The sequence below is a fragment of the Escherichia sp. MOD1-EC6021 genome, from assembly GCF_002965245.1.
Lineage (GTDB): Bacteria > Pseudomonadota > Gammaproteobacteria > Enterobacterales > Enterobacteriaceae > Escherichia > Escherichia coli_F.
This window is the reverse complement of the sequence record NZ_PTRU01000006.1, coordinates 150,276-173,113: the sequence shown is the minus strand read 5'-3', so window position 1 is coordinate 173,113 and position 22,838 is coordinate 150,276. Positions and strand designations below refer to the sequence as shown.

24 protein-coding genes are annotated in these 22,838 nt (G+C 52.1%); 11 read left to right on the top strand and 13 right to left on the bottom strand.

Annotation, left to right across the window (positions count from 1 at the left end; all coding sequences use genetic code 11):
• Positions 1 to 24 precede the first annotated feature (24 nt).
• From glxR to allA, 5 genes are all read right to left on the bottom strand, one after another.
• Positions 25 to 903, bottom strand: coding sequence for a 2-hydroxy-3-oxopropionate reductase (gene glxR / locus BEB54_RS09450; RefSeq protein ID WP_000765839.1), 879 nt, complete (start codon positions 901 to 903; stop codon positions 25 to 27).
• Between the two features lie 99 nt (positions 904 to 1,002).
• Positions 1,003 to 1,779: a hydroxypyruvate isomerase gene (gene hyi / locus BEB54_RS09445; protein WP_032183514.1), complete on the bottom strand. Its 777-nt coding sequence runs from the start codon at positions 1,777 to 1,779 to the stop codon at positions 1,003 to 1,005.
• Between the two features lie 12 nt (positions 1,780 to 1,791).
• Positions 1,792 to 3,573, bottom strand: a complete 1,782-nt coding sequence (gene gcl, locus BEB54_RS09440; RefSeq protein WP_105277223.1) for a glyoxylate carboligase — start codon at positions 3,571 to 3,573, stop codon at positions 1,792 to 1,794.
• Positions 3,574 to 3,662: 89 nt separating this feature from the next.
• A complete protein-coding gene (gene allR, locus BEB54_RS09435; RefSeq protein WP_000141275.1) occupies positions 3,663 to 4,478 on the bottom strand; it encodes an HTH-type transcriptional repressor AllR in 816 nt (271 codons plus the stop codon).
• A 77-nt stretch (positions 4,479 to 4,555) separates the two neighbouring features.
• Complete coding sequence (gene allA / locus BEB54_RS09430; protein ID WP_000776388.1) at positions 4,556 to 5,038, bottom strand: ureidoglycolate lyase; 483 nt, start codon at positions 5,036 to 5,038, stop codon at positions 4,556 to 4,558.
• Positions 5,039 to 5,267: 229 nt separating this feature from the next.
• Between allA and allS the strand changes: the two genes are divergently transcribed.
• The 3 genes from allS (at position 5,268) to dinQ (ending at position 7,852) form a co-directional block, all read left to right on the top strand.
• On the top strand, positions 5,268 to 6,194 hold the full coding sequence (allS, locus tag BEB54_RS09425; protein ID WP_000460135.1) for an HTH-type transcriptional activator AllS: 927 nt from the start codon (positions 5,268 to 5,270) through the stop codon (positions 6,192 to 6,194).
• A gap of 68 nt (positions 6,195 to 6,262) precedes the next feature.
• Positions 6,263 to 7,357, top strand: a complete 1,095-nt coding sequence (mnmH, locus tag BEB54_RS09420) for a tRNA 2-selenouridine(34) synthase MnmH (RefSeq protein WP_105277222.1) — start codon at positions 6,263 to 6,265, stop codon at positions 7,355 to 7,357.
• Between the two features lie 339 nt (positions 7,358 to 7,696).
• Positions 7,697 to 7,852 (top strand): damage-inducible type I toxin DinQ, encoded by a 156-nt coding sequence (gene dinQ / locus BEB54_RS29915; protein ID WP_001308457.1) that lies wholly within the window; start codon positions 7,697 to 7,699, stop codon positions 7,850 to 7,852.
• 217 nt (positions 7,853 to 8,069) lie between these two features.
• On the opposite strand, the gene ybbP is transcribed toward dinQ, so the two are convergent.
• Together ybbP and ybbA are read right to left on the bottom strand one after the other, a co-directional pair.
• Positions 8,070 to 10,484: a putative ABC transporter permease subunit YbbP gene (gene ybbP / locus BEB54_RS09415; protein ID WP_105277221.1), complete on the bottom strand. Its 2,415-nt coding sequence runs from the start codon at positions 10,482 to 10,484 to the stop codon at positions 8,070 to 8,072.
• Positions 10,481 to 11,167, bottom strand: coding sequence for a putative ABC transporter ATP-binding protein YbbA (ybbA, locus tag BEB54_RS09410; protein ID WP_001110573.1), 687 nt, complete (start codon positions 11,165 to 11,167; stop codon positions 10,481 to 10,483). The genes ybbP and ybbA overlap by 4 nt, the downstream gene beginning before the upstream one ends.
• On the opposite strand from ybbA, the gene tesA reads away from it, so the two are divergent.
• The 3 genes from tesA to cnoX are packed head-to-tail and all read left to right on the top strand — an operon-like array spanning position 11,138 to position 13,475.
• The gene (gene tesA / locus BEB54_RS09405) at positions 11,138 to 11,761 is read left to right on the top strand and encodes a multifunctional acyl-CoA thioesterase I/protease I/lysophospholipase L1 (protein ID WP_001295836.1); all 624 of its coding nucleotides are present in this window, start codon (positions 11,138 to 11,140) and stop codon (positions 11,759 to 11,761) included. The genes ybbA and tesA overlap by 30 nt on opposite strands.
• Positions 11,751 to 12,560, top strand: coding sequence for an NADP(+)-dependent aldehyde reductase (gene ybbO / locus BEB54_RS09400; protein ID WP_105277220.1), 810 nt, complete (start codon positions 11,751 to 11,753; stop codon positions 12,558 to 12,560). Before tesA ends, ybbO begins: the two co-directional genes overlap by 11 nt.
• Before the next feature lie 60 nt (positions 12,561 to 12,620).
• Complete coding sequence (gene cnoX, locus BEB54_RS09395; protein ID WP_024211993.1) at positions 12,621 to 13,475, top strand: chaperedoxin; 855 nt, start codon at positions 12,621 to 12,623, stop codon at positions 13,473 to 13,475.
• A 134-nt stretch (positions 13,476 to 13,609) separates the two neighbouring features.
• Here the strand turns inward: cnoX and fetB are convergent, their stop codons facing one another.
• Positions 13,610 to 14,389, bottom strand: a complete 780-nt coding sequence (gene fetB, locus BEB54_RS09390) for an iron efflux ABC transporter permease subunit FetB (protein ID WP_001353389.1) — start codon at positions 14,387 to 14,389, stop codon at positions 13,610 to 13,612.
• Positions 14,376 to 15,053: an iron efflux ABC transporter ATP-binding subunit FetA gene (fetA, locus tag BEB54_RS09385; protein ID WP_001157551.1), complete on the bottom strand. Its 678-nt coding sequence runs from the start codon at positions 15,051 to 15,053 to the stop codon at positions 14,376 to 14,378. Before fetA ends, fetB begins: the two co-directional genes overlap by 14 nt.
• 145 nt (positions 15,054 to 15,198) lie before the next feature.
• Between fetA and BEB54_RS09380 the strand changes: the two genes are divergently transcribed.
• Positions 15,199 to 16,116, top strand: coding sequence for an SPFH domain-containing protein (locus BEB54_RS09380; protein WP_105277219.1), 918 nt, complete (start codon positions 15,199 to 15,201; stop codon positions 16,114 to 16,116).
• On the top strand, positions 16,113 to 16,571 hold the full coding sequence (locus tag BEB54_RS09375) for an NfeD family protein (protein WP_000970329.1): 459 nt from the start codon (positions 16,113 to 16,115) through the stop codon (positions 16,569 to 16,571). Before BEB54_RS09380 ends, BEB54_RS09375 begins: the two co-directional genes overlap by 4 nt.
• 102 nt (positions 16,572 to 16,673) lie before the next feature.
• Here the strand turns inward: BEB54_RS09375 and BEB54_RS09370 are convergent, their stop codons facing one another.
• Positions 16,674 to 17,036 carry a hypothetical protein gene (locus tag BEB54_RS09370; RefSeq protein WP_105282177.1) on the bottom strand — a complete coding sequence of 121 codons (363 nt, stop codon included), beginning with the start codon at positions 17,034 to 17,036 and terminating at the stop codon, positions 16,674 to 16,676.
• Between the two features lie 367 nt (positions 17,037 to 17,403).
• On the opposite strand from BEB54_RS09370, the gene BEB54_RS09365 reads away from it, so the two are divergent.
• From BEB54_RS09365 to BEB54_RS29260, 3 genes are read left to right on the top strand one after another with little or no spacing between them, the layout of a single operon-like run.
• Positions 17,404 to 18,420, top strand: coding sequence for a YadA family autotransporter adhesin (locus BEB54_RS09365; protein WP_105277218.1), 1,017 nt, complete (start codon positions 17,404 to 17,406; stop codon positions 18,418 to 18,420).
• Between the two features lie 53 nt (positions 18,421 to 18,473).
• Positions 18,474 to 18,896, top strand: a complete 423-nt coding sequence (locus BEB54_RS09360) for a hypothetical protein (protein WP_105277217.1) — start codon at positions 18,474 to 18,476, stop codon at positions 18,894 to 18,896.
• A complete protein-coding gene (locus tag BEB54_RS29260) occupies positions 18,893 to 19,096 on the top strand; it encodes a hypothetical protein (protein WP_000664216.1) in 204 nt (67 codons plus the stop codon). The genes BEB54_RS09360 and BEB54_RS29260 overlap by 4 nt, the downstream gene beginning before the upstream one ends.
• A 3-nt stretch (positions 19,097 to 19,099) precedes the next feature.
• Here BEB54_RS29260 and cueR read toward each other — a convergent pair whose 3' ends face one another.
• From cueR to BEB54_RS09340, 3 genes are read right to left on the bottom strand one after another with little or no spacing between them, the layout of a single operon-like run.
• Entirely contained in the window at positions 19,100 to 19,507 is a 408-nt protein-coding gene (gene cueR, locus BEB54_RS09350; protein ID WP_001026747.1) for a Cu(I)-responsive transcriptional regulator, read from the bottom strand.
• A complete protein-coding gene (locus tag BEB54_RS09345) occupies positions 19,504 to 20,679 on the bottom strand; it encodes an HlyD family type I secretion periplasmic adaptor subunit (protein WP_001014327.1) in 1,176 nt (391 codons plus the stop codon). The genes cueR and BEB54_RS09345 overlap by 4 nt, the downstream gene beginning before the upstream one ends.
• Positions 20,676 to 22,838: a type I secretion system permease/ATPase gene (locus tag BEB54_RS09340; RefSeq protein WP_105282176.1), complete on the bottom strand. Its 2,163-nt coding sequence runs from the start codon at positions 22,836 to 22,838 to the stop codon at positions 20,676 to 20,678. The genes BEB54_RS09345 and BEB54_RS09340 overlap by 4 nt, the downstream gene beginning before the upstream one ends.

Here is a 22,838-nt window from a genome sequence, read left to right as displayed (position 1 = left end):
TATCGGCCATTTTTATTGCGGGTATCAGGCCAGTTTATGGTTAGCCATTAATTCCAGCGCCTGCACTAACGCAGAGTGATCCAACTGGCTGCCACCGTTTGCCGCACAGGTATTAAATAACTCCTGGCAGGTCGCGGTGTTTGGCAGGTTCAGCGCCAGTGCTTTCGCACTTTGCAGTGCCAGGTTGAGATCTTTCTGGTGCAGCGCAATTTTAAAACCTGGATTAAAGGTGCGTTTAATCATGCGCTCACCGTGAACTTCCAGAATACGTGAGGATGCAAAGCCGCCCATCAGCGCCTGCCGCACCCGTACCGGATCCGCTCCGGCTTTTGAAGCAAACAGCAGGGCTTCAGAAACCGCTTCAATATTGAGCGCCACGATAATCTGATTTGCCACTTTGCAAGTCTGGCCGTCGCCGTTACCGCCCACGAGGGTGATATTTTTACCGAGCAATTCAAACAGCGGTTTAACACGTTCAAATACCGCTTCGTCGCCGCCAACCATAATCGACAACGTCCCTTCACGCGCGCCGATTTCACCGCCGGAGACGGGCGCATCGAGATAATCGCCGCCCAGTTCATTCACCTGACGAGCGAAACGCTTAGTTTCAATCGGGGAAATGGAGCTCATATCAACAATGGTTTTGCCCTTCAGCGAGGCTTTGGTACAACCATTTTCACCAAACAGAACTTCTTCAACCTGTGGCGTATCCGGCACCATAATAAAAATGATGTCCGATGCTTCCGTTACCTGGCGCGCAGTTTCAACACTGACGGCACCCAGTGACAGTAATTCATCAGCAACCGGACCAATGGTTGTGACATGCAGTTGATGACCGGCACGCGCCAGATTAATGGCCATCGGTGTACCCATAATGCCTAAGCCAATAAATCCCAGTTTCATAATTAACCTCTTTTAAATTTCGCTTTTCCTGAATTCAGACAACACGATCCCCTGCCAACTTAGCGGCCTAAAAAAGCATTGCCTGAACAGCGTTACGTTTTAACGGTACGGATCCATCCAGCGTAAACCGGCTTCCGTGGTGGTTTGGGGTTTATATTCACACCCAACCCAACCGTTGTAGTCAGAATTTTCAATTACCGTAAAGAGATACTCATAATTAATTTCTCCGGTTCCCGGTTCGCCGCGATGCGGATTATCGGCAATTTGCAGGTGACCAATTTTATCGGCCCATTGAGTCATAGTGTTGGTTAATTCACCTTCCATCCGCTGCATATGATAAATGTCATACTGAATTTTCAAATTGCAGCAACCAACATCATCAATCAATTTCAGCGCCTGCCGAGTTCCGGTGAGATAGAAACCAGGAATATCAAAATGGTTGATAGGTTCAATCAATAATAAAATATCTTCTTTCATCAGCATATTCGCGGCATAACGCAGGTTTTCTACAAGCGTTGCGTGAATCTGTTCACTGCTGAAACCAGCCGGCGTTTTACCGACCAGACAGTTAATTTTTTTATTACCCAGCGCACGAGCATAACGAATCGCTGCTGCTACGCCATCCCGAAACTCTTCTTCACGGCCAGGAATACAAGCAATACCGCGCTCCCCCGCCGCCCAGTCACCCGCCGGTAAATTGTGCAGAGTATGTTCGAGTTTATTACTCGCCAGCACCTGTTTTAATTCTTCAATGTCGTAGTCATAAGGAAACATAAATTCAACGCCGCGAAAACCACACTGCGCTGCTTTCTCAAAACGGGCGAGAAAATCATATTCACCAAATAACATCGATAAATTCGCAGAGAAACGTAACATTATTTATCTCCCTTATTCATAGTGCATGAAGCAGGTTTCAGTCGGTGCGTCCGCTGCGTTATCGGCGATATCTTCAAATTCCATCACATTATCGAGTTCGCTGCCCATTGAAATATTGGTTACGCGCTCGAGAATGATTTCCACTACCACAGGTACACGGTATTGATTCATTAATGCTTTCGCCTGTTCAAATGCCGGTGCAATATCTTCCGGTTTGAAGACCCGAATAGCTTTACAACCTAAACCTTCCGCTACTTTTACGTGGTCGACGCCGTAACCGTTCACTTCGCTGGAGTTAATATTTTCGAATGCGAGCTGTACGCAGTAATCCATATCAAACGCGCGCTGCGACTGGCGAATCAGACCCAGATAGGCGTTATTGACCAGTACATGGATGTACGGAATGTTGAACTGTGCGCCAACGGCTAATTCTTCAATCAGGAACTGGAAGTCGAAGTCACCGGAAATCGCCACCACATTGCGCTCTGGATCAGCGGCACACACGCCCAGCGCCGCCGGAATGGTCCAGCCCAACGGGCCTGCCTGCCCACAGTTGATCCAGTGGCGGTCTTTAAAGACATGCAGCATTTGTGCCGCAGCGATTTGTGACAGACCAATGGTGGTGACATAACAAACATCGCGACCAAAGGCTTTGTTCATCTCTTCATACACGCGCTGCGGTTTCACCGGCACATTGTCGAAGTGGGTTTTGCGCAGCAAAGTGCGTTTGCGCTGCTGGCAGTCGGCGACCCATTCTTTACGACACGGCAGACGACCCGCTTTTTGCATCTCCTGCGCCACTTCAACCAGTAAAGTCAGGGCAGCTTTAGCATCAGAGACAATCCCCAGATCCGGGCACAGCACGCGGCCAATTTGCGTCGGCTCAATATCGATATGGACGATTTTGCGCCCTTCGGTGTATTTCTCTACCGAACCGGTATGACGATTGGCGAAACGGTTACCGATACCAAACACCAGGTCGGACGCCAGCAGCGTTGCGTTACCGTAACGATGCGCGGTTTGCAGACCCACCATCCCGGCCATCAGTTCATGATCGTCCGGGATACAGCCCCAGCCCATCAGCGTTGGGAGCACCGGAACGCTGGTCAGTTCAGCGAACTGTTGTAACAGTGCAGCTGCGTCAGCATTGATGACCCCGCCCCCGGCAACAATCACCGGACGTTCAGCCTGGATTAACATTTCGACCGCTTTTTCAATCTGCATACGGCTGGCAGCAGGTTTATAGACCGGCAGCGGTTCGTACATGTCAGGATCAAACTCGATTTCCGCCACCTGAACGTCGAACGGTAAATCCACCAGTACCGGACCCGGACGACCAGAACGCATCAGGTGAAATGCCTGTTGCAGCACACGAGGCACGAGCGCCGCTTCACGTACTGTAACCGCCATTTTACTTACCGGCTTGGCGATAGCTTCGATATCAACAGCCTGGAAATCTTCTTTATGCAGACGAGCACGCGGTGCCTGACCAGTGATGCACAAAATAGGAATGGAATCAGCAGAAGCGGAATAGAGCGCGGTGATCATGTCCGTGCCCGCAGGACCGGAAGTCCCCAGACATACGCCGATATTCCCTGCCGTTGCGCGGGTATAACCTTCCGCCATGTGCGAAGCACCTTCCACATGACGCGCCAGAATGTGACGAATACCGCCGTGCTTACGCATCGCTGAGTAGAACGGATTGATTGCAGCTCCCGGAACGCCGAAGGCGGTGGTGATACCTTCTTTCTCCAGCACATACATTGCCGCGTCAACGGCTCTCATTTTTGCCATTTTATTCCTACCTCTATTAATTGGAAAAATTTTCCAACTTTCAAATTTTGTCAAAAAAACCCGCTCCGCAGAGCGGGATGCGACAGACACTATGGATGTGCTTTCAGTCCCAACGCCGTGCTGATATCGCGGGCGGTGTCTCTGACCAGCTCACCCTGACTGACAAAACGATCTTCTGTCAGTCTTGATGAAGGCCCGGAGATGGAGATAGCGGCAACAACGCTACCTACATCATCGTAAATTGCTGAAGCTATGCAATTCAGACCTACAACATGCTCTTCTTTATCTACGGTATAGCCCAGTTCACGCGCTTGTTCCAGGTCCTTCAGCAAGGTGGGCATATCCACAAGCGTAGTTGGCGTAAACTGCTGCAAACCGGTTTGCAGAATGATGCTCATCAACTCCTCTTCCGCCAGCGGATAAAGCAGCGCTTTGCCCGCACCGGAAGCATGCAGCGGCAGACGACTGCCCAGTGGCGCGCACATCCTGACCATCGATTTACACTCTAACTGACCAATTAATACCGCTTCATTGCCGTTACGGATCGCGACATTGACCGTTTCGCCGGAAAGTAACATCAGGCGGCGCATAAACGGCCCGGCGACGGAGAGGACATCGCGGTTATGGATGTACGCCGCACCGACGTTAAAGACACCTAATCCTATATGCCACCAGCCTAACTGACTGTCCTGATAGACAAAATCCGCTGCCTGTAAAACCTTCAGCAAGCGAAAGGTCGTGGAGAGCGGCAAATCCAGATTGAGAGAAATATCGCTAACCGACGAACTTCCCCCACTTTTTTCCAGATATTGCAGAATCGCAATTCCCCGCTCTAACGCCTGTGCGCCCTTCTGTGCCACAGGCTCCGCCTGTCCTGGCCTGCCGCGCCGTCTAACTTCCGTCATACCTACGTTAACTCCGACCTACAAGTGAGCATAAACAATGAACAATTAGTTTATCTTATGCAAGTCGGTTGCAGGCGTCACGCAAAACAGAGTTCCTGTTCAGGAATACTTTCAACATCACAGTTGTCACTGCCGCCGCGATCGATGGTCAGAAAATCGGTGACGCGCTGCCAGGCAAAAAGTGGGTGATGCCAGACGTTACGATGATAATTCACTCCCTGTTCACCGTTGGTGATAAACGCCCGCAGGGTTGACAGGTCTGGTTTGTCGTCACCTAACGCCACGACCACCACAAACACTTCACCTTTCATCGGGATAAAGGCCTGAGTGCCCAGCGGATGACGTTCGAGTTCGTGAATGGTCAGCGGCAGATTGGCCGGTTGCGCGCGGTTAATGCTGATAAGCGTACGGTCTTGCTCAAGAATCTCAACCAGCGCCAAATCGTGGTAACGCTCCACCAGGCCATTGTTAATATGGAAAAAATCCCGTTGCTGCGTTTCGATTACGTCGCCATAAGCACTAAAGGCTTCCTGACTTAACGGTAATACCTGAAGTTTCATCTTTTTGTCCTTGTAACATAATTCCGTTCAACCAGCGCCGACCGGTCAGCTTGGTTTCAATAACAGGCAATCTAAAACCTTAAGGGAACAACATCAACACAAAAGTTGGAATATTTTTCCAAAACTAGATTTAGTCCACAAATTGAACAGGGTTATCATGTAAAAATACTGATAAATCAGAGGATAAGAAAATCACGCAACTTGCGGATTTAAAAGGGGATACCTGAAGATGTTCGATCCAGAAACCTTGCGGACTTTCATTGCGGTTGCTGAAACAGGAAGTTTTTCAAAAGCGGCAGAACGATTATGTAAAACCACGGCGACGATCAGTTATCGCATTAAACTTCTGGAAGAGAATACCGGAGTGGCGCTGTTTTTCCGCACGACTCGCAGCGTGACGTTGACAGCGGCTGGCGAGCATCTACTTTCTCAGGCCAGAGACTGGCTGAGCTGGCTGGAAAGTATGCCCAGCGAGCTGCAACAGGTGAATGATGGCGTGGAACGCCAGGTGAATATTGTCATCAACAACCTGCTCTACAACCCCCAGGCCGTCGCCCAGCTGCTGGCGTGGCTGAATGAACGTTACCCCTTTACCCAGTTTCACATCTCCCGACAAATCTATATGGGCGTCTGGGACTCGCTATTGTACGAAGGTTTTTCACTGGCTATCGGCGTCACGGGAACCGAAGCTCTGGCAAATACTTTTAGCCTTGATCCCTTAGGTTCGGTGCAATGGCGCTTTGTCATGGCGGCGGATCACCCGCTGGCGAAAGTTGAAGAGCCACTCACAGAAGCGCAGTTACGGCGCTTTCCGGCGGTTAATATTGAAGACAGCGCCCGCACCTTAACCAAGCGCGTCGCCTGGCGTTTGCCGGGGCAAAAAGAGATTATTGTTCCCGATATGGAAACGAAAATCGCCGCCCATCTGGCGGGCGTTGGCATTGGTTTTTTGCCAAAATCACTTTGCCAGTCAATGATCGATAATCAACAACTGGTCAGCCGGGTAATCCCAACGATGCGCCCTCCTTCGCCATTGAGTCTGGCATGGCGCAAATTTGGCAGTGGCAAAGCGGTAGAAGATATTGTGACCTTGTTTACCCAGCGCAGGCCGGAAATCAGCGGATTTTTAGAAATTTTCGGCAACCCACGCAGTTAAAAATCAAGTTTCCTTGCGCGTTGGAGCGTAAAATAGCGTGCAAGCTGATTTGAGGTTCACTTTTAACTATGCAAGAGAGACACACGGAACAGGACTATCGTGCCCTGCTGATTGCTGATACGCCCATTATTGATGTTCGCGCCCCCATCGAGTTTGAGCAAGGCGCAATGCCCGCCGCTATCAACCTGCCGTTAATGAATAACGATGAACGCGCCGCCGTTGGCACCTGCTATAAACAGCAAGGGTCAGACGCGGCGCTGGCGCTGGGTCATAAACTGGTGGCGGGTGAAATTCGTCAGCAGCGCATGGACGCCTGGCGGGCAGCGTGCCTGCAAAATCCGCAAGGTATTCTCTGCTGCGCCCGAGGCGGTCAACGTTCACATATTGTGCAACGCTGGCTGCATGAAGCGGGGATTGATTATCCGCTGGTGGAAGGCGGTTATAAGGCACTGCGCCAGACGGCGATTCAGGCGACTATTGAACTGGCACAAAAACCGATAGTGCTGATTGGCGGTTGTACCGGCAGCGGTAAAACGCTGTTAGTGCAACAACAGCCGAACGGTGTTGATCTGGAAGGGCTGGCGCGTCATCGCGGTTCGGCGTTTGGTCGCACGTTGCAACCGCAACTTAGCCAGGCGAGTTTTGAAAATCTGCTGGCTGCCGAAATGCTAAAAACCGACGCCCGTCAGGAGCTACGGCTGTGGGTGCTGGAAGATGAAAGCCGGATGATCGGTTCGAATCACCTGCCGGAATGCCTGCGCGAGCGAATGACTCAGGCGGCGATTACGGTGGTAGAAGATCCGTTTGAGATCCGTCTTGAACGCCTGAACGAAGAGTATTTCTTGCGTATGCATCATGATTTTACCCATGCGTACGGCGACGAACAGGGCTGGCAGGAGTATTGCGAATACCTGCATCACGGACTTTCGGCGATTAAGCGTCGGCTGGGGTTACAGCGATATAACGAACTGGCTGCAAGGCTGGATGCTGCGCTGACAACGCAACTCACCACCGGCAGCACCGACGGTCATCTGGCCTGGCTGGTGCCGTTACTTGAAGAATATTACGACCCGATGTATCGCTATCAGCTTGAGAAAAAGGCGGAAAAAGTTGTCTTTCGCGGTGAGTGGGCGGAAGTGGCGGAATGGGTTAAGGCGCAGTGATGGGCGGTATTCTGAAACGGCGATTGTCGTGAGAACAGAATGGTTGCACCAGAATACAGATATAAAAAAACCGACATGACAGTCGGTTTTTTTATTTTTTCCGCCCAAGACTTGGTGGTTCCGGGCAGAAATGAAACAGTCCTCATCTAGCAAGTGAATTATAAGTCAGGATGCCTACATATTCAAACAGCTATGTTGGCGATACAATCCCGACGCTAGTAGTGATACTGCCTCAAGGGATTACCGCAGTGCGGAAAAGTACTTTTAAGTCCTGGTCAGGATACAGGTGGTGCTGATTCTGGTGCTCTAATTTGGAGAGAGGCAGTCCTCATCTAGCACATGAAGAAAATCATAGTTACAGGCAACGTAAGGGTAAGCTGTGATTGTCTTTCTCCCTTAAGGGAGCAACGGATGAAAACTTTTCTCGATAAAGTTCTCATCGTTCTTAAGGCGCTAATCGCGCTGCTGGAACTGATCCGTCAGTTTATTGAATAACTGAGGAAACGTAGCTAAGGCCGAAGGTTTACCACCTTCGGCCTTTAAAAAAACCGACATGACAGTTGGTTTCAGATTTATTGCCAAAATGCACACTGTTCATGCCGGATGCGGCGTAAACGCCTTATCCGGCCTACACAATCTTGCAAAATCAATATATTGCACGCTCTTCGTAGGTCTGATAAGCGTAGCGCATCAGGCAATCTAACGCCTGTCATCACCCCGCAAACTGCCTGAACAGCGCCTTACCCTTAACCAGTCGCGCGCCCAGCCAGCCGCCGAAAAGTGACAGCAGCAGCGCACCGCTACACGGCAACACAATCCACAATCGCCAGTCTGGCTCCCACGGGAAATCAAACACTTTCGCCTGCAACACTGCCAGTGCCGTTTCCGCACCAATTGCGGCCACCAGGCCGGATACAAACCCGAGCATGGCGAACTCACACCACAATGTCGTGCGCAGCAGTTTTTTGCCCGCACCGAGAGTGCGCCACACCACCAGCTCCTGATGACGCTGACGCATTCCCACCTGCACCTGTGCCAGCAACAGCAACATACCGCAGGCGGTGACCAGCACCACCATCACTTCCAGCGCCCGGCTTACCTGCTCCAGCACCTGACTGACCTGTTTTAAAATCGCGCCAATGTCTAACAGGCTAATGGTCGGGAACTGGCGGTTGAGTTGCGTCAACATGCCGTTGCCATTCTCCCAGCGGAAACTGGTAAGCCAGCTCTGCGGCTGCCCGTCCAGCGCCCCTTCAGGAAAAATAAAATAGAAATTAGGCCGCAGACTTTCCCAGTCCACTTTGCGAAGACTGGTCACTTTAGCGCGGAACTCCTGGGTATCGCCCATAAAGGTGACGGTATCGCCGAGGGCAACGTTTAAGCGTTTCGCCAGCCCCTCTTCCATCGACACTTCATCGGCTTTTGGCGGCCAGTTACCGGCGACAATCGGATTATGATCGGGCCGCGTATTTTGCCAGGTAAGATTGAGTTCGCGATTGAGCGCCTCATCTTCATTGCCTTCTGTCGGCTTATCGTTAATCGCCGTCAACCGCGCCCGCACTACCGGATAAAACGATTCCGGGACTATTTGATGTTCCGCGAGGAACGCTTTTAGCGGCGTAACCTGTTCTGTGGCGATGTTGATTAAAAAGTAGTTCGGGCTTTCTGGCGGTAGCTGCTGTTGCCAGCGGTCGAGCAGATCGCCACGCAACACCAGCAACAGTGCCAGCAGCATAAAGGAGAGCGAAAATGCCGAAAGCTGGCTTAACGTTGACCACGGCTGACGTAACAGGCGGCTAACCGCCAGGCGCAGAGGTAGCGATTTCAGCGTCATGCGGCGAAGTACATTCAGCAGCATCCAGCCCAGCACGCCGCACAGCAAAGCCAGCACTACCGCTCCCGCCAGCACCGCCCACAACAGCATACTGCCGCCCATCAGTCCGGCAAGCAGCAGCACAACCACCACACTGACAATCGGCAGATAAAACTTGAGCGGCCAGACGTTCGCGACCACATCATTACGCAATACGCGTAAAGGCTGTGTTGCCAGCAACAAGCGGTACGGTCGTAGCCCCACCAGCAGCGAGATGACCGTCATGGTGCCGAGCGCCCACAGCCACGGCCAGAGACTGGCAGGCGGTAGTGCAGCAGGCAAAACGGGCTTGAGCAGCACCATCAGCACGTTTTCGAACAACAGGCCTATCGCCCCGCCGGTAACGGCTGAAAGCGCCAGCACCATCAACCACTGACCGACAATTAACTTACGCAATTGTGCTCGCCCTGCCCCCAGCGTTTTGAGGATCGCCACAAGATCGTAGCGACTGCGACAGTAATGATTCATCGCCACCGCGACCGCCGCCACCGCCAGCAGCAAGGTCAAAAGCGCCGAAAGCAGCAGGAACTGTTGCGAGCGTTCCATCGAGCGCCCCAGCGCGCCTTCGTCCTGTTCCAGACCGTACCAGCGTTGTTCGGGTTTAAGCTGGGGTAACAACCATTTCTCATAGCCGTCGAGCTGGTTCTCGTTGCCGCCGAATTTATAGCGCCAGGTGACCCGACTTCCCGGCTGCACGGCTCCGGTTTTATCGACATCCGCCAGATTCATCATCAGACGCGGGGCCATCTGGAAGGGGTTAAAACCGGAATCCGGTTCCTGAATCACTTCTCCGGCAATCCGCAAGGTGGCATCGCCCACGTCAATGGTGTCGCCCGTTTTCAGGTTAAGCAGTGCCATCAGGCGTGGGGCCAGCAATACGCTGCCCGCCTGCGGTTTCAGGCCCGGGGGATTGGTTTGCAGATCGCCATACATCGGGTAGATATCATCCACCGCTTTGACGTTCGCCAGCTGCGGTGTGTCGCCTGCAAATGTCATGGTGGCGAAAGTCAGCTGCTTGCCGACTTTCAGGCCGCGCTTTTGCGCTTCCTCCAGCCACGCTTGCGGCACTTCGCGTGAACTGCGCAACGCCCGATCGCCCGCCATAAACTCCCGGCTTTGCTGGCTTAAGCCCTTCTCCATGCGATCGCTGATGTTGCCCAGCGCCAGCACGCAGGCCACCGCCAGGCTTAGCGCCAGCCAGACAATTAACAGCGACGGCGAGCGCCATTCGCGCCAGAACCAACGTGCAATCATGCTTCCTCCTGCAACTGCCCGTTAACCAGTCGTAAGCAGCGATCGCAGCGTGCCGCCAGTTGCAGGTCGTGAGTCACCATAATCAACGTGGTGCCATGCTCACGGTTGAGGGAAAACAGCAGGTCGGCAATTTTATCGCCCGTCTGGCGGTCAAGGTTACCGGTGGGTTCGTCGGCAAACAGCACATCAGGCCGACCATTAAAAGCTCGCGCCAGCGCCACTCGTTGCTGTTCGCCGCCGGAAAGCTGTGCCGGAAGATGATCAAGACGTTTACCCAGCCCTAACTGTTCGAGCAACGCTTTCGCCCCATTACGACTTTCCGCGCTACTTTCACCGCGCAGCAGCGCCGGAAGCTCGACGTTTTCCAGCGCGTTAAGGGTAGGAATTAACATAAATGACTGAAAAACAAAGCCTACGTGCTTCGCGCGCAACTTTGCCCGCGCTTCTTCGTCCATATTATGTAGAGGTTGTCCCACCAGACTCACTTCGCCACTGCTGCCGTCATCCAGCCCGGCGAGGATCGCCAGCAAGGTTGACTTACCCGATCCCGACTCGCCCACCAGCGCGATGGTCTCGCCACGTTTGACAACCAGCTCAACTCCGGTGAGGATGGAGAGTTCATGCTCCCCCTGACCGACGGACTTCTTAAGATGATGAACTTCAACAATGTTTTCCGCTGGCATTTGCCCTTCCTGTTCCTGGTCCTGTTAACCTTCCGTGCCGCCGCAGCGGACACGTTATTGATTCTGGGTGATAGCCTGAGCGCCGGGTATCGAATGTCTGCCAGCGCGGCCTGGCCTGCCTTGTTGAATGATAAGTGGCAGAGTAAAACGTCGGTAGTCAATGCCAGCATCAGCGGCGACACCTCGCAACAAGGGCTGGCGCGCCTTCCGGCTCTGCTGAAACAGCATCAGCCGCGCTGGGTGCTGGTAGAACTGGGCGGCAATGACGGTTTGCGTGGTTTTCAGCCACAGCAAACCGAGCAAACGCTGCGCCAGATTTTGCAGGATGTTAAAGCCGCCAACGCTGAACCATTGTTAATGCAAATACGTCTGCCTGCAAACTATGGTCGCCGTTATAATGAAGCCTTTAGCGCCATTTACCCCAAACTCGCCAAAGAGTTTGATGTTCCGCTGCTGCCCTTTTTTATGGAAGAGGTCTACCTCAAGCCACAATGGATGCAGGATGACGGTATTCATCCCAACCGCGACGCCCAGCCGTTTATTGCCGACTGGATGGCGAAGCAGTTGCAGCCTTTAGTAAATCATGACTCATAAAGCAACGGAGATCCTGACAGGTAAAGTTATGCAAAAATCGGTCTTAATTACCGGATGTTCCAGTGGTATTGGCCTGGAAAGCGCGCTCGAATTAAAACGCCAGGGTTTTCATGTGCTGGCAGGTTGCCGGAAACCGGATGATGTTGAGCGCATGAACAATATGGGATTCACCGGCGTGTTGATCGATCTGGATTCGCCAGAATGTGTTGATCGCGCAGCCGACGAAGTGATCGCTCTGACCGATAATTGTCTGTATGGGATCTTTAACAATGCCGGATTCGGCATGTATGGCCCCCTTTCCACCATCAGCCGTGCGCAGATGGAACAGCAGTTTTCTGCCAACTTTTTCGGCGCACACCAGCTCACCATGCGCCTGTTACCCGCTATGTTACCGCACGGTGAAGGGCGTATTGTGATGACCTCATCGGTGATGGGATTAATCTCCACACCGGGTCGAGGCGCTTACGCGGCCAGTAAATATGCGCTGGAGGCGTGGTCAGACGCACTGCGCATGGAGCTGCGCCACAGCGGAATTAAAGTTAGCCTGATCGAACCCGGTCCCATTCGTACTCGCTTCACCGACAACGTCAACCAGACGCAAAGCGATAAGCCGGTCGAAAACCCCGGCATCGCCGCCCGCTTTACGTTGGGGCCGGAAGCAGTGGTCGACAAAGTGCGCCATGCTTTTATTAGCGAGAAGCCGAAGATGCGCTATCCGGTGACGCTGGTGACCTGGGCGGTAATGGTGCTCAAACGCCTGCTGCCGGGGCGCTTGATGGACAAAATATTGCAGGGGTGAGTTGAAGCCCGCGCTTAAGCCCCCATGTCAAAGAAAATATCGACAACAGAGAGCGACTCCATGTCCGTAGAAAATATTGTCAACATTAACGAATCTAACCTGCAACAGGTTCTTGAACAGTCGATGACCACTCCGGTGCTGTTCTATTTTTGGTCTGAACGTAGCCAGCACTGTTTGCAGTTAACCCCAATTCTGGAAAGCCTCGCGGCGCAGTACAACGGGCAATTTATTCTGGCGAAGCTGGACTGCGACGCGGAGCAGATGATTGCCGCCCAGTTTGGTCTGCGCGCGATTCCGACCGTGTATCTGTTCCAGAACGGGCAACCGGTAGACGGCTTCCAGGGGCCGCAACCGGAAGAGGCGATCCGCGCCCTGCTGGATAAAGTGCTGCCGCGCGAAGAAGAACTGAAAGCGCAGCAGGCGATGCAACTGATGCAGGAAGGCAATTACACCGACGCCCTGCCATTGCTGAAAGACGCCTGGCAGCTGTCAAGTCAGAACGGGGAGATCGGCCTGCTGCTGGCAGAAACGCTGATTGCGCTGAACCGTTCTGAAGATGCAGAAGCCGTGCTGAAAACCATTCCTTTGCAGGATCAGGACACCCGCTACCAGGGGCTGGTGGCGCAAATTGAACTGCTGAAGCAGGCGGCTGATACGCCGGAAATTCAACAGTTGCAACAGCAGGTGGCAGAGAATCCAGAAGATGCCGCCCTGGCGACGCAACTGGCACTGCAACTGCATCAGGTTGGGCGTAATGAAGAGGCGCTGGAGTTGCTGTTTGGGCATCTGCGTAAAGATCTCACCGCCGCAGACGGTCAGACGCGTAAAACGTTCCAGGAGATCCTCGCTGCGCTGGGTACGGGTGATGCGCTGGCGTCGAAGTATCGCCGCCAGCTGTATGCGTTGTTGTATTGATTTTCCGTTGAAATGCGATGTGCTGGTTTGTAGGCCTGATAAGACGCGCCAGCGTCGCATCAGGCATCCGCGCATAGCCGCCGGATGCGGCGTGAACGCCTTATCCGGCCTACCAAACCGTGCTAATTCAATATTTATTTCTTCGTCAATTGCGTCACCACCAACTGGTGGCGCGAATTATAAAACTTACGATAGGTTAAATAGCAGGCAATAATGGTCGACAAGCTGGCGGTGGAAAGCAGCATAAAAGTCACCATAATCTGATATTTAATCGCCTTCACCGGATCAATCCCGGCAAATATCAGCCCGGACATCATTCCCGGTAAACTCACTAAGCCAACCGTTTTTGCTGAATCCACCGTCGGAATTAAAGCCGCGCGAATACTGTCGCGAATCAATATCGCTGAAGCCTGTTTCGGCGTCGCGCCAAGACTCAGTTTCTCCTGAATCTGTTGTTGTTCGCTAATCACCCGTTGCCCTAAATTGTTGTAACACAGCCCTACCGCCACCATCGCGTTACCGGCAATCATCCCGGCAATAGGAATCACCTGCATCGGGATAAACTCAATCGACCCAGAGAGGATCAGTACCGCCAGGGTAATTCCCGCTCCGACCGTAATGGCAATAAACGATGAGATAAAAGCTTTAGCAATATATTTACTGCGTTTTTGCGCATTCCACGCCGCATTAAAGCAGATAAATAACACCATCAATAATGTCAGGCTGGCATCATCCACGCTGAAAATATACTTCAGCACATAGCCGACAATAATCAGCTGAATTATCGCGCGTCCAACGCTCCAGAGAATATCTTTCTCCAGCGCCAGTTTTTCTTTATGGCTAATTAAGATTGCCACCACCACCAGCATTAATGCCAGTGCTAATGATTCGTTAGTAATATTATGCGAGTTCATAGCGTGCTTCCTGCATTTCTCCGGCATGCGGTTGCAGTGTAATCACTTTATCCGCATGATTAATTTCGTCTTTATCGTGTGTCACCCACAGCACGGCAATATTTTGCTCGCGCACATAACGGTGGATCATCTCATTAACGTTATGTTTATTACTTTCATCCAGTGCACTGGTGATTTCATCCAGCAATAATACCTTTGGCATAAATTGCAGGTTACGAATCAATGAGATACGTTGTTTTTCACCACCAGATAGCTCGGCGATATTCTTTGTCAAAATGCTGTCCGGCAAAGCGAAGCGTTCGAGAAAATCGAGAAAAATGGCTGGGTCAGGCTGCTGGTTACGGATCTGCCAGGGAAAGATCAGATTATCGTATACCGTATCGCCAAACAGCGTCGGCGTCTGGGCGCAGTAAGATACTTGCTGGCGGTAGATTTCTGGCTTGAGTGTACTGACATCCTCACCTTCAAACAGCAACGTTCCGCTGGTTGGGCTGATTAATGAAGCAACAATTTTCAGCAGCGTACTTTTGCCACAACCGGAAGGGCCGGTAATTAACTTAAATTCGCCAGCACGTAGCGAAAAATTGATGTTATTAAGAATCTTCGTATCACCCGCCAGATATCCTACGTTTTGTAGCTGAAGCAAAGGACTATTTTCCTGCATCGCTGTTCCCTTTTTCTGATTTTTACTAAAAACAGTTTATCCTTCGCAGGAATAAGGGGGAACTCTCTTTCAGTAATCAGGTATAATTTGTTTAATCAAGCAGCAATTTTGCTGATTATGGACGGTACAACAGGAGGTTTTTCCGATGCTTATCTTTATCCCGATTCTCATTTTTGTCGCGCTGGTCATTGTCGGCGCGGGCGTTAAAATCGTGCCGCAGGGCTTTCAATGGACAGTAGAACGTTTTGGTCGCTATACCAAAACGTTACAGCCAGGGCTCAGTCTGGTCGTGCCGTTTATGGATCGCATTGGTCGTAAGATCAATATGATGGAGCAAGTGCTCGATATCCCTTCTCAGGAAGTTATCTCGAAAGATAACGCCAACGTTACGATCGACGCGGTCTGTTTTATTCAGGTAATTGATGCCCCGCGCGCGGCTTATGAAGTCAGCAATCTGGAGCTGGCTATCATCAATCTGACCATGACTAACATCCGTACCGTACTGGGTTCAATGGAACTTGACGAAATGCTCTCCCAGCGCGACAGCATCAACTCACGCCTGCTGCGTATTGTCGATGAGGCCACCAACCCGTGGGGGATTAAAGTCACCCGTATTGAAATTCGCGACGTGCGCCCACCGGCAGAGCTTATCTCTTCGATGAACGCGCAGATGAAAGCGGAACGTACCAAACGCGCTTACATCCTTGAAGCGGAAGGGATCCGTCAGGCGGAAATCCTCAAAGCCGAAGGTGAAAAACAGTCGCAAATCCTGAAAGCGGAAGGTGAACGTCAGTCGGCATTCTTACAGGCCGAAGCGCGTGAACGTTCTGCCGAAGCGGAAGCCCGCGCCACCAAAATGGTGTCGGAAGCCATCGCCTCTGGTGATATTCAGGCAGTGAACTACTTCGTCGCACAGAAATATACCGAAGCGTTACAGCAGATCGGTTCATCCAGTAACAGCAAAGTAGTGATGATGCCATTAGAGGCCAGCAGCCTGATGGGGTCGATTGCCGGGATTGCCGAGCTGGTGAAAGACAGCGCCAACAAACGGACTCAGCCATGATGGAGTTAATGGTCGTTCATCCACATATTTTCTGGCTCAGTCTCGGCGGGTTGTTGCTGGCAGCCGAGATGTTGGGCGGAAATGGTTATCTGTTGTGGAGCGGCGTGGCAGCGGTGATTACCGGCCTGGTGGTCTGGCTGGTGCCGCTGGGTTGGGAGTGGCAAGGAGTGATGTTTGCCGTCCTGACGCTGCTCGCCGCCTGGCTGTGGTGGAAATGGCTGGCACGAGGCGTGCGCGAACAAAAGCACAGTGACAGCCATCTTAACCAGCGCGGGCAGCAGCTTATTGGCCGACGTTTTGTGCTGGAATCACCGCTGGTCAATGGGCGCGGTCATATGCGCGTCGGCGACAGTTCATGGCCTGTCAGCGCCAGCGAGGATCTCGGCGCAGGTACGCATGTTGAGGTGATTGCGATAGAAGGGATAACGCTGATTATCCGTGCGGTCATCGCCTGATGCGACGCTGGCGCGTCTTATCATGCCTACAAAATATGCCCGTATCGTAGGCCAGATAAGGCGCTTGCGCCGCATCCGGCATATAGCCGAGTAGAGGCAAAATTACTCTTCCCGGCCTTTACCCATACTTTTTTGGTCTTCATCCGGATAATGTTTTTTTAGATATTCCAGGACGTTTTTATTGACCTTGTGTTGGGTATACACCCACCCTTTCCAGTAATCAGACTGGTCCAGGTAAACTTCTGGCGGAATGGTGAAATCAGAAAGCGTTAACCATTCGGCTAATAGATCGGGGTTTCGTTTCTGGATTAACTGCAACAGCATAATCAGTGACATAGCTGAGGCAGGAGCCGTACTATCGCCACTTAAATATTTCCACACTGTTGACCGGTTCGAACGAAAAAGGATCGGTAGCAATGCCCGGTCCAGATTCATTTCATTAAAAATCTTCTCAAATTCATTCATTTAAATGTTCCTGCCTGGCGTAAACCTCTTAAAAATTGAGATTTATCAAAGAAACGCATTTTAGCACACATCAGGAACCGCTTCACGTTTAGTCCAGAAACAGAATTTATTTCGCTTATCAAAACAAGTCTTTACTCTTTTTTACATTGAAAGAGCACGAAATGTTTTCCTTTTTAATTTATAAAAGAAACATTTTTTGTTTCTTATTGGTGATGTTTACGCTTACACCAGACAAAAATGCGCTTTACATCACACAAATGGCGGCGTAGATTTCGACCATATTGCAACGTATTTTATTTCTTAATAACAATATTATTTGTTTCTTATAGAAACATTAATGCGACTTATTTTGATCGAGAGAAAATGAATGAAAACTGTAAACGTAGCTTTACTGGCACTCATAATTTCAGCAACATCCAGCCCTATTGTTTTAGCTGGTGATACCATTGAAGCGGCGGCAACAGAGCTTTCAGCCATTAACTCTGGCATGTCGCAATCGGAGATTGAGCAGAAGATTACCCGCTTTTTAGAACGCACCGACAACAGCCCCGCTGCATATACCTATTTGACTGAACATCACTACATCCCTTCTGAAACACCTGATACCACTCAGATTCCCCCTGTCCAGACAGATCCTGACGCAGGACAAAAAACCGTTGCCGCTACAGGTGATGTACAGACAACTGCCCGTTATCAGAGCATGATCAACGCCCGACAGTCTGCGGTAACTGATGCCCAGCAAACGCAAATTACAGAGCAACAGGCGCAGATCGTAGCCACACAAAAAACGCTCGCCGCGACTGGAGATACGCAAAATACTGCGCATTATCAGGAGATGATTAATGCCAGACTGGCGGCTCAAAATGAGGCTAATCAGCGCACTACCACGGAACAAGGGCAGAAAATGAATGCACTGACAACCGATGTGGCAGCACAACAGCAAAAAGAAAGGGCTCAATACGATAAACAAATGCAAAGTCTGGCGCAGAAGTCTGTCCAGGCACATGAGCAAATTGAAAGTCTGAGACAAGATTCCGCACAAACGCAACAACAGTTAACCAACACGCAAAAACGGGTCGCAGATAACAGCCAACAAATTAACACGCTCAATAACCATTTCGATTCGCTGAAAAACGAAGTTGAGGACAATCGTAAAGAAGCCAATGCGGGAACTGCATCTGCCATCGCTATCGCCTCACAACCACAGGTGAAAACCGGTGACTTGATGATGGTGTCAGCGGGAGCGGGAACGTTCAACGGTGAATCTGCGGTGTCTGTAGGAACATCTTTTAATGCCGGAACGCATACGGTACTTAAAGCAGGTATTTCTGCGGATACACAATCTGATTTCGGTGCGGGTGTCGGCGTGGGATATTCGTTCTAATTTTAACAGCAATTTCTTATTCGCAATTTTCCGCACATTATTTAAGGTTAACAATGATGAATAGCTCCATTAAATCGTTTTCCCTGCTGGCGGTTATATTACTGGCTGGCTGTAGTTCACCCACTTCCCGCATCGCAGATTGCCAGGCGCAGGGCGTCAGTCATGATACCTGTTATCTCGCAGAACAACAGCGTCAGTCGGCTATTTTAAGTGCATCAGAAGCACAGGCATTTAAAAATGCAGAAGCCGCACAACATGCCCAGGCGGCAAAGAAAGCCATTTATAAAGGATTTGGCGTCACCTTCAGAATGAGCAGTAAGAACTTTGCTTATCTCAATGATTCATTATGTGCCATAGATGAAGATAATGCCGATGCCACGGTTTATCAGTCGGGTCTGTATAACGTCATTGTTTATCATCACACAGGAAAAATCGCCTTAATGAAAGAAGGCCAGTTTGTGGGTTATTTAAAATGAAGGAGCAAAGGAAAATCCCCCTGACGCATATTATGATTATCGGTGCGTTTATTTTTGCCTTCTTGCAAGTAGTATTATTAGCCTCCCTGGTTCACGCTGTGAATGTTAACAACGAAATCCAGGAAGGCTTATTTCAGTCGGGGCGCATTATGGTAGAAAGTTTGCAGCATATTCTTTCGGTGCAAACGGGGATTAACTGATTTTCACCCCGCCCGATGATGACAGCAGCCGGAGAGATTTTCGATAATCGGGCAATCGGCGCTGTCATCGCCAGGGCAGGCATTCGCCAGCGCCAGCAGCTGGTCGCGCATGGATTGCAGCTCCTCAATGTGCCGTTCGATCTCCGCCACCTTCTCCAGCGTGCGCCGTTTGACGTCGGCGCTATGCCGCTGCGGGTCGTTAAACAGATTCACCAGTTCGCCGCTCTCTTCCAGGTTAAAGCCCACCTGGCGCGCCTGGCGCAGTAAGGTCAGTTCGTTGAGATGCTGCTGCGTGTAGGTTCGATAACCATTTTCGCTGCGCATCGGCGGCGTCACCAGCCCCTTTTCTTCATAGAAGCGGATTGCTTTGCTGGTCAGGCCGGTAATTTTTGCTACATCGCTAATGTTCATCGTTCGCGCAACGCCTCCTGTGCTTTGTTAAAGGGTTTCAACAGATAATCCAGCACGCTTTTTTTGCCAGTGCGGATATCGACTGTCGCCACCATGCCGGGAAATATCGGAAACTGCTGTTTGCTTTTATTTTCCAGATGGTTGCTGAAAGTACGAATGTACACCCGATAGTAATAAACATCGCGCCGCACTTCATCCTGTACAGTGTCCGGTGAAATCACCGCCACTTCCCCTGGCAAGCCGCCGTAGATGGAGTAATCGTAAGCGGTTATTTTCACCAGCGATTTTTGCCCCGGATGGATAAATGCCACATCGCGCGGGGAGATTTTTGCCTCGATCAGCAGTTGCTCATCCAGCGGCACGATAGTCATGAGTTTACCACCGGGGGCGATGACGCCGCCAACCGTGGTGACGTCAATGTCCTGAACAATGCCTCGCACCGGCGCGGTAAAGTTGAGCCGGGTGAGAGAATCTTCCCGCCCGCGGATCACCGAACGCTGGGTTTCCACTTCCGCATTGGCTTTCGCTAACTCTTCGCGCGCCTGTACGTAGTATTGCGTACGCACGTCGCTAAGTTTGTTTTCCAGTTCATTGGCCTGGCGTTGCAGGCGCAGCACTTCAACGCTGCTCGCCGCCCCCTGTTTCACCAGCGGCTGGGTCATCGCCAGTTCGCGGTTGACCAGGCTAATCCCCTGCGTCAGCCCGGTGGTGGCTTTGTTCAACCCGTCGCGGCGAGTGTTATATAACGCCGTTTCCGACTCGATAAGTTCGGGGAATTTATTCAGTTCGTCAGGGAAGACCAGCGGTTTATTGCTCACTTCTGCCCGCAGCCGCGCCGAGGTTGCCAGCGCCGCGTACAGCCGCGACATCGCTTCCTGGACGTCGGATTCCGTTTTGGTGCGGTTAAGCTGCGCCAGCGGCTGCCCCTGTTCGACAATATCGCCAACCTTCACGTCGAGATGATACAAAATCCCGCCTTCCAGCGACTGCACCACCTGTTCGCGTCCAGAAGGTTCTACCGTGCCGCTGCCGGTGGTGACTTCATCAAGCTGGAAGTACCACGCCCAGCCGAGAAAACAGAGCAGCATCACAGCGGTAACGCGCACCGCCAGCGCCGAACGTGGCAGGCGGGGTTCAGTCAGGCCACGGTTGTATTGCAGTTGTCCGTTCATGCGGCAGACCCCTTATTCTTCTCCTGCAACACCACGCGTCGCGTCGTGGGTTCGCCTTGTTCACGCAAAATAGCCTCTTTCGCGCCATCCATCACAATGCGCCCCTGATCCATCACGATTATCCTGTCAACCAGTTGCAGCATCGCCGTGCGGTGAGTGGCGATGACCAGCGTGCGATGCCCAATCCACTGTTTTAGTTGTTCAATTAAATACGCTTCCGCCATTTCGTCCAGCGAGGCGCTGGGTTCGTCGAGCAGGACGATATTGGGTTGAGAGATGAGCAGCCGCGCCAGCAGCAGCGTTTGCCGCTGGCCGCCAGAAAGACCAAATCCCCCTTCCTGAATCATGTAGTTAAGGCCGTTTTTCTGCTTCTGCACAAAGGGCAGCGCCCCGCTGAGGGTTAACGCGCGTTCGATATCTTCATCGCTGGCTTCTGGCATCCCCATGGTGAGGTTTTCCCGCAGCGAACCGAAGAACAGTCGCCCGGTCTGGCTGAGCAGCCCCATGTCGCGGCGCAGATCCGCCGGATCAAGCTGCCCGATGCTGATGTTATCCAGCAGCACCTGCCCCTGCTGGGCGATACGCATTCCGGCGAGCATTTGCAGTAGCGTTGATTTACCCGCGCCGTTGCGCCCGAGAATGGCGATTTTCTCTCCGGCCTGAATGTTGAGTTTGCCGATCGCCACATCGGCAATCTTCTCTTCTTCGTCGTAATAAAACACCGCGTTGCTGAACTGATAATTGCCGTGCAGCACTGCTTTATGCACCAGTTTGCCGTGTTCCGGCTGATCCACCGGGCGCTTCATCAGTTCATCAAGCCCGTTACGCGCCACTTTCGCCTGCTGCCAGCGCGAAAGCACGCCGGATATCTGCGACAGCGGCGCAATGGTGCGCGAAGCCAGGATCGTCGTCCCCACCAGTGCGCCGGTGGTCATGTCGCCGTTCATCACCATGAAGCAGCCCACCAACAGCACCACCACATAGACGATGGATTGCACTTCCTGCGTCCAGGTGAGCAGCAGCCCGGTGAGAAAACGTTGCTTCATACTGATGGACGAGGCCACGTCGTTGGTGTGATTCCACTGATTCTGGAAACGCTGTTCGGCACGCAGCAGTTTAATGTCTTCAATCGACTGCACGGCCTCGACAAGCGTAGCGTTGCGTACCGCTGACTCGCGCATCCCTTCGTTCGCCAGCCGCGCCAGCGGGCGTTGCACCAGCAGGCCGGGGATCACCAGCAACGGCAGCGCCAGCAAAACCACCAGCACCAGCCAGCCGCCGATCATCCACAAAATAAAAACAAACAGCAGGAAGAACGGCAGATCCGCCACCGCGCCGATGGTGGTAGAAGTGATCAGTTCCCGCACCGATTCCAGTTCGCGGATCTGTGAGATAAACGATCCGGTGGATTTCGATCGCACGTTATTTTTCAGCCGTAATGCGTGACCAAACACGCGATCCGAAATACGCAGATCTGCCCGCTTACCAATCACATCGGAAAGGTGCGTGCGCACCATTCGCATACAGAACTCAAACAGGATCGCCATCATCACCCCGGCGAACAGCACCCATAGCGTCGGGTAGGACTGCGCCGGAACCACCCGGTCGTAAACCTGCATCGAGAAAATCATCGCCGCCAGCGCCAGCACGTTCGCCACCAGCGAGGCCAGCATAATATCGCCGTAGCGCCGCCAGTCTTTTAGCGAAAGATTCCAGAACCAGTTCGCCTGATACGGGCGAATATAGTCATCCACCCGCGCATCGGGAATTGCGCTGAGCGGGCGCAGCAGCGCCAGTTCGACGATTTTATCTTCAATATCCGCAACATTTAGCGTGGTTTCCAGCCCTTCGTCACCGCTGAACTGAACGCTGATATTGTCGTGGCTGTCGCGGCGGGTGATCACGCCAATCTGTTGATTATCAAACACCGCGATCAGCGGCAGCCGCCACGGGTTAAGCGAGTCGGCGGAAAATTCCACCAGCCGCAGCCCCATCCCTAACTGCCGCGCCATATCAGTGAGTAACTCTTCCCGTTTGCTGTCGCGCTCCCAGTTGACGGTCGCGCGCACATTCTCCTGGCAAAAATCGAGGCGGTAATAGCGCGCCACGGCGATCATCGCCTCCAGCCAGGCTTCCACGGACTGGGCATTTTTTTTCAT

Coding starts and splice junctions, on each gene's coding strand:
- mnmH (WP_105277222.1), top strand. CDS start 6,263: ATGCAAGAGAGACACACGGAACAGGACTATCGTGCCCTGCTGATTGCT.
- tesA (WP_001295836.1), top strand. CDS start 11,138: ATGAACTTCAACAATGTTTTCCGCTGGCATTTGCCCTTCCTGTTCCTG.
- BEB54_RS09360 (WP_105277217.1), top strand. CDS start 18,474: ATGATGAATAGCTCCATTAAATCGTTTTCCCTGCTGGCGGTTATATTA.
- hyi (WP_032183514.1), bottom strand. CDS start 1,779: ATGTTACGTTTCTCTGCGAATTTATCGATGTTATTTGGTGAATATGAT.
- BEB54_RS09370 (WP_105282177.1), bottom strand. CDS start 17,036: ATGAATGAATTTGAGAAGATTTTTAATGAAATGAATCTGGACCGGGCA.
- dinQ (WP_001308457.1), top strand. CDS start 7,697: ATGAAGAAAATCATAGTTACAGGCAACGTAAGGGTAAGCTGTGATTGT.
- BEB54_RS29260 (WP_000664216.1), top strand. CDS start 18,893: ATGAAGGAGCAAAGGAAAATCCCCCTGACGCATATTATGATTATCGGT.
- ybbO (WP_105277220.1), top strand. CDS start 11,751: ATGACTCATAAAGCAACGGAGATCCTGACAGGTAAAGTTATGCAAAAA.
- BEB54_RS09365 (WP_105277218.1), top strand. CDS start 17,404: ATGAAAACTGTAAACGTAGCTTTACTGGCACTCATAATTTCAGCAACA.
- BEB54_RS09375 (WP_000970329.1), top strand. CDS start 16,113: ATGATGGAGTTAATGGTCGTTCATCCACATATTTTCTGGCTCAGTCTC.
- BEB54_RS09345 (WP_001014327.1), bottom strand. CDS start 20,679: ATGAACGGACAACTGCAATACAACCGTGGCCTGACTGAACCCCGCCTG.
- allA (WP_000776388.1), bottom strand. CDS start 5,038: ATGAAACTTCAGGTATTACCGTTAAGTCAGGAAGCCTTTAGTGCTTAT.
- gcl (WP_105277223.1), bottom strand. CDS start 3,573: ATGGCAAAAATGAGAGCCGTTGACGCGGCAATGTATGTGCTGGAGAAA.
- BEB54_RS09340 (WP_105282176.1), bottom strand. CDS start 22,838: ATGAAAAAAAATGCCCAGTCCGTGGAAGCCTGGCTGGAGGCGATGATC.
- cueR (WP_001026747.1), bottom strand. CDS start 19,507: ATGAACATTAGCGATGTAGCAAAAATTACCGGCCTGACCAGCAAAGCA.
- BEB54_RS09380 (WP_105277219.1), top strand. CDS start 15,199: ATGCTTATCTTTATCCCGATTCTCATTTTTGTCGCGCTGGTCATTGTC.
- ybbP (WP_105277221.1), bottom strand. CDS start 10,484: ATGATTGCACGTTGGTTCTGGCGCGAATGGCGCTCGCCGTCGCTGTTA.
- fetB (WP_001353389.1), bottom strand. CDS start 14,389: ATGAACTCGCATAATATTACTAACGAATCATTAGCACTGGCATTAATG.
- glxR (WP_000765839.1), bottom strand. CDS start 903: ATGAAACTGGGATTTATTGGCTTAGGCATTATGGGTACACCGATGGCC.
- ybbA (WP_001110573.1), bottom strand. CDS start 11,167: ATGCCAGCGGAAAACATTGTTGAAGTTCATCATCTTAAGAAGTCCGTC.
- cnoX (WP_024211993.1), top strand. CDS start 12,621: ATGTCCGTAGAAAATATTGTCAACATTAACGAATCTAACCTGCAACAG.
- allR (WP_000141275.1), bottom strand. CDS start 4,478: ATGACGGAAGTTAGACGGCGCGGCAGGCCAGGACAGGCGGAGCCTGTG.
- allS (WP_000460135.1), top strand. CDS start 5,268: ATGTTCGATCCAGAAACCTTGCGGACTTTCATTGCGGTTGCTGAAACA.
- fetA (WP_001157551.1), bottom strand. CDS start 15,053: ATGCAGGAAAATAGTCCTTTGCTTCAGCTACAAAACGTAGGATATCTG.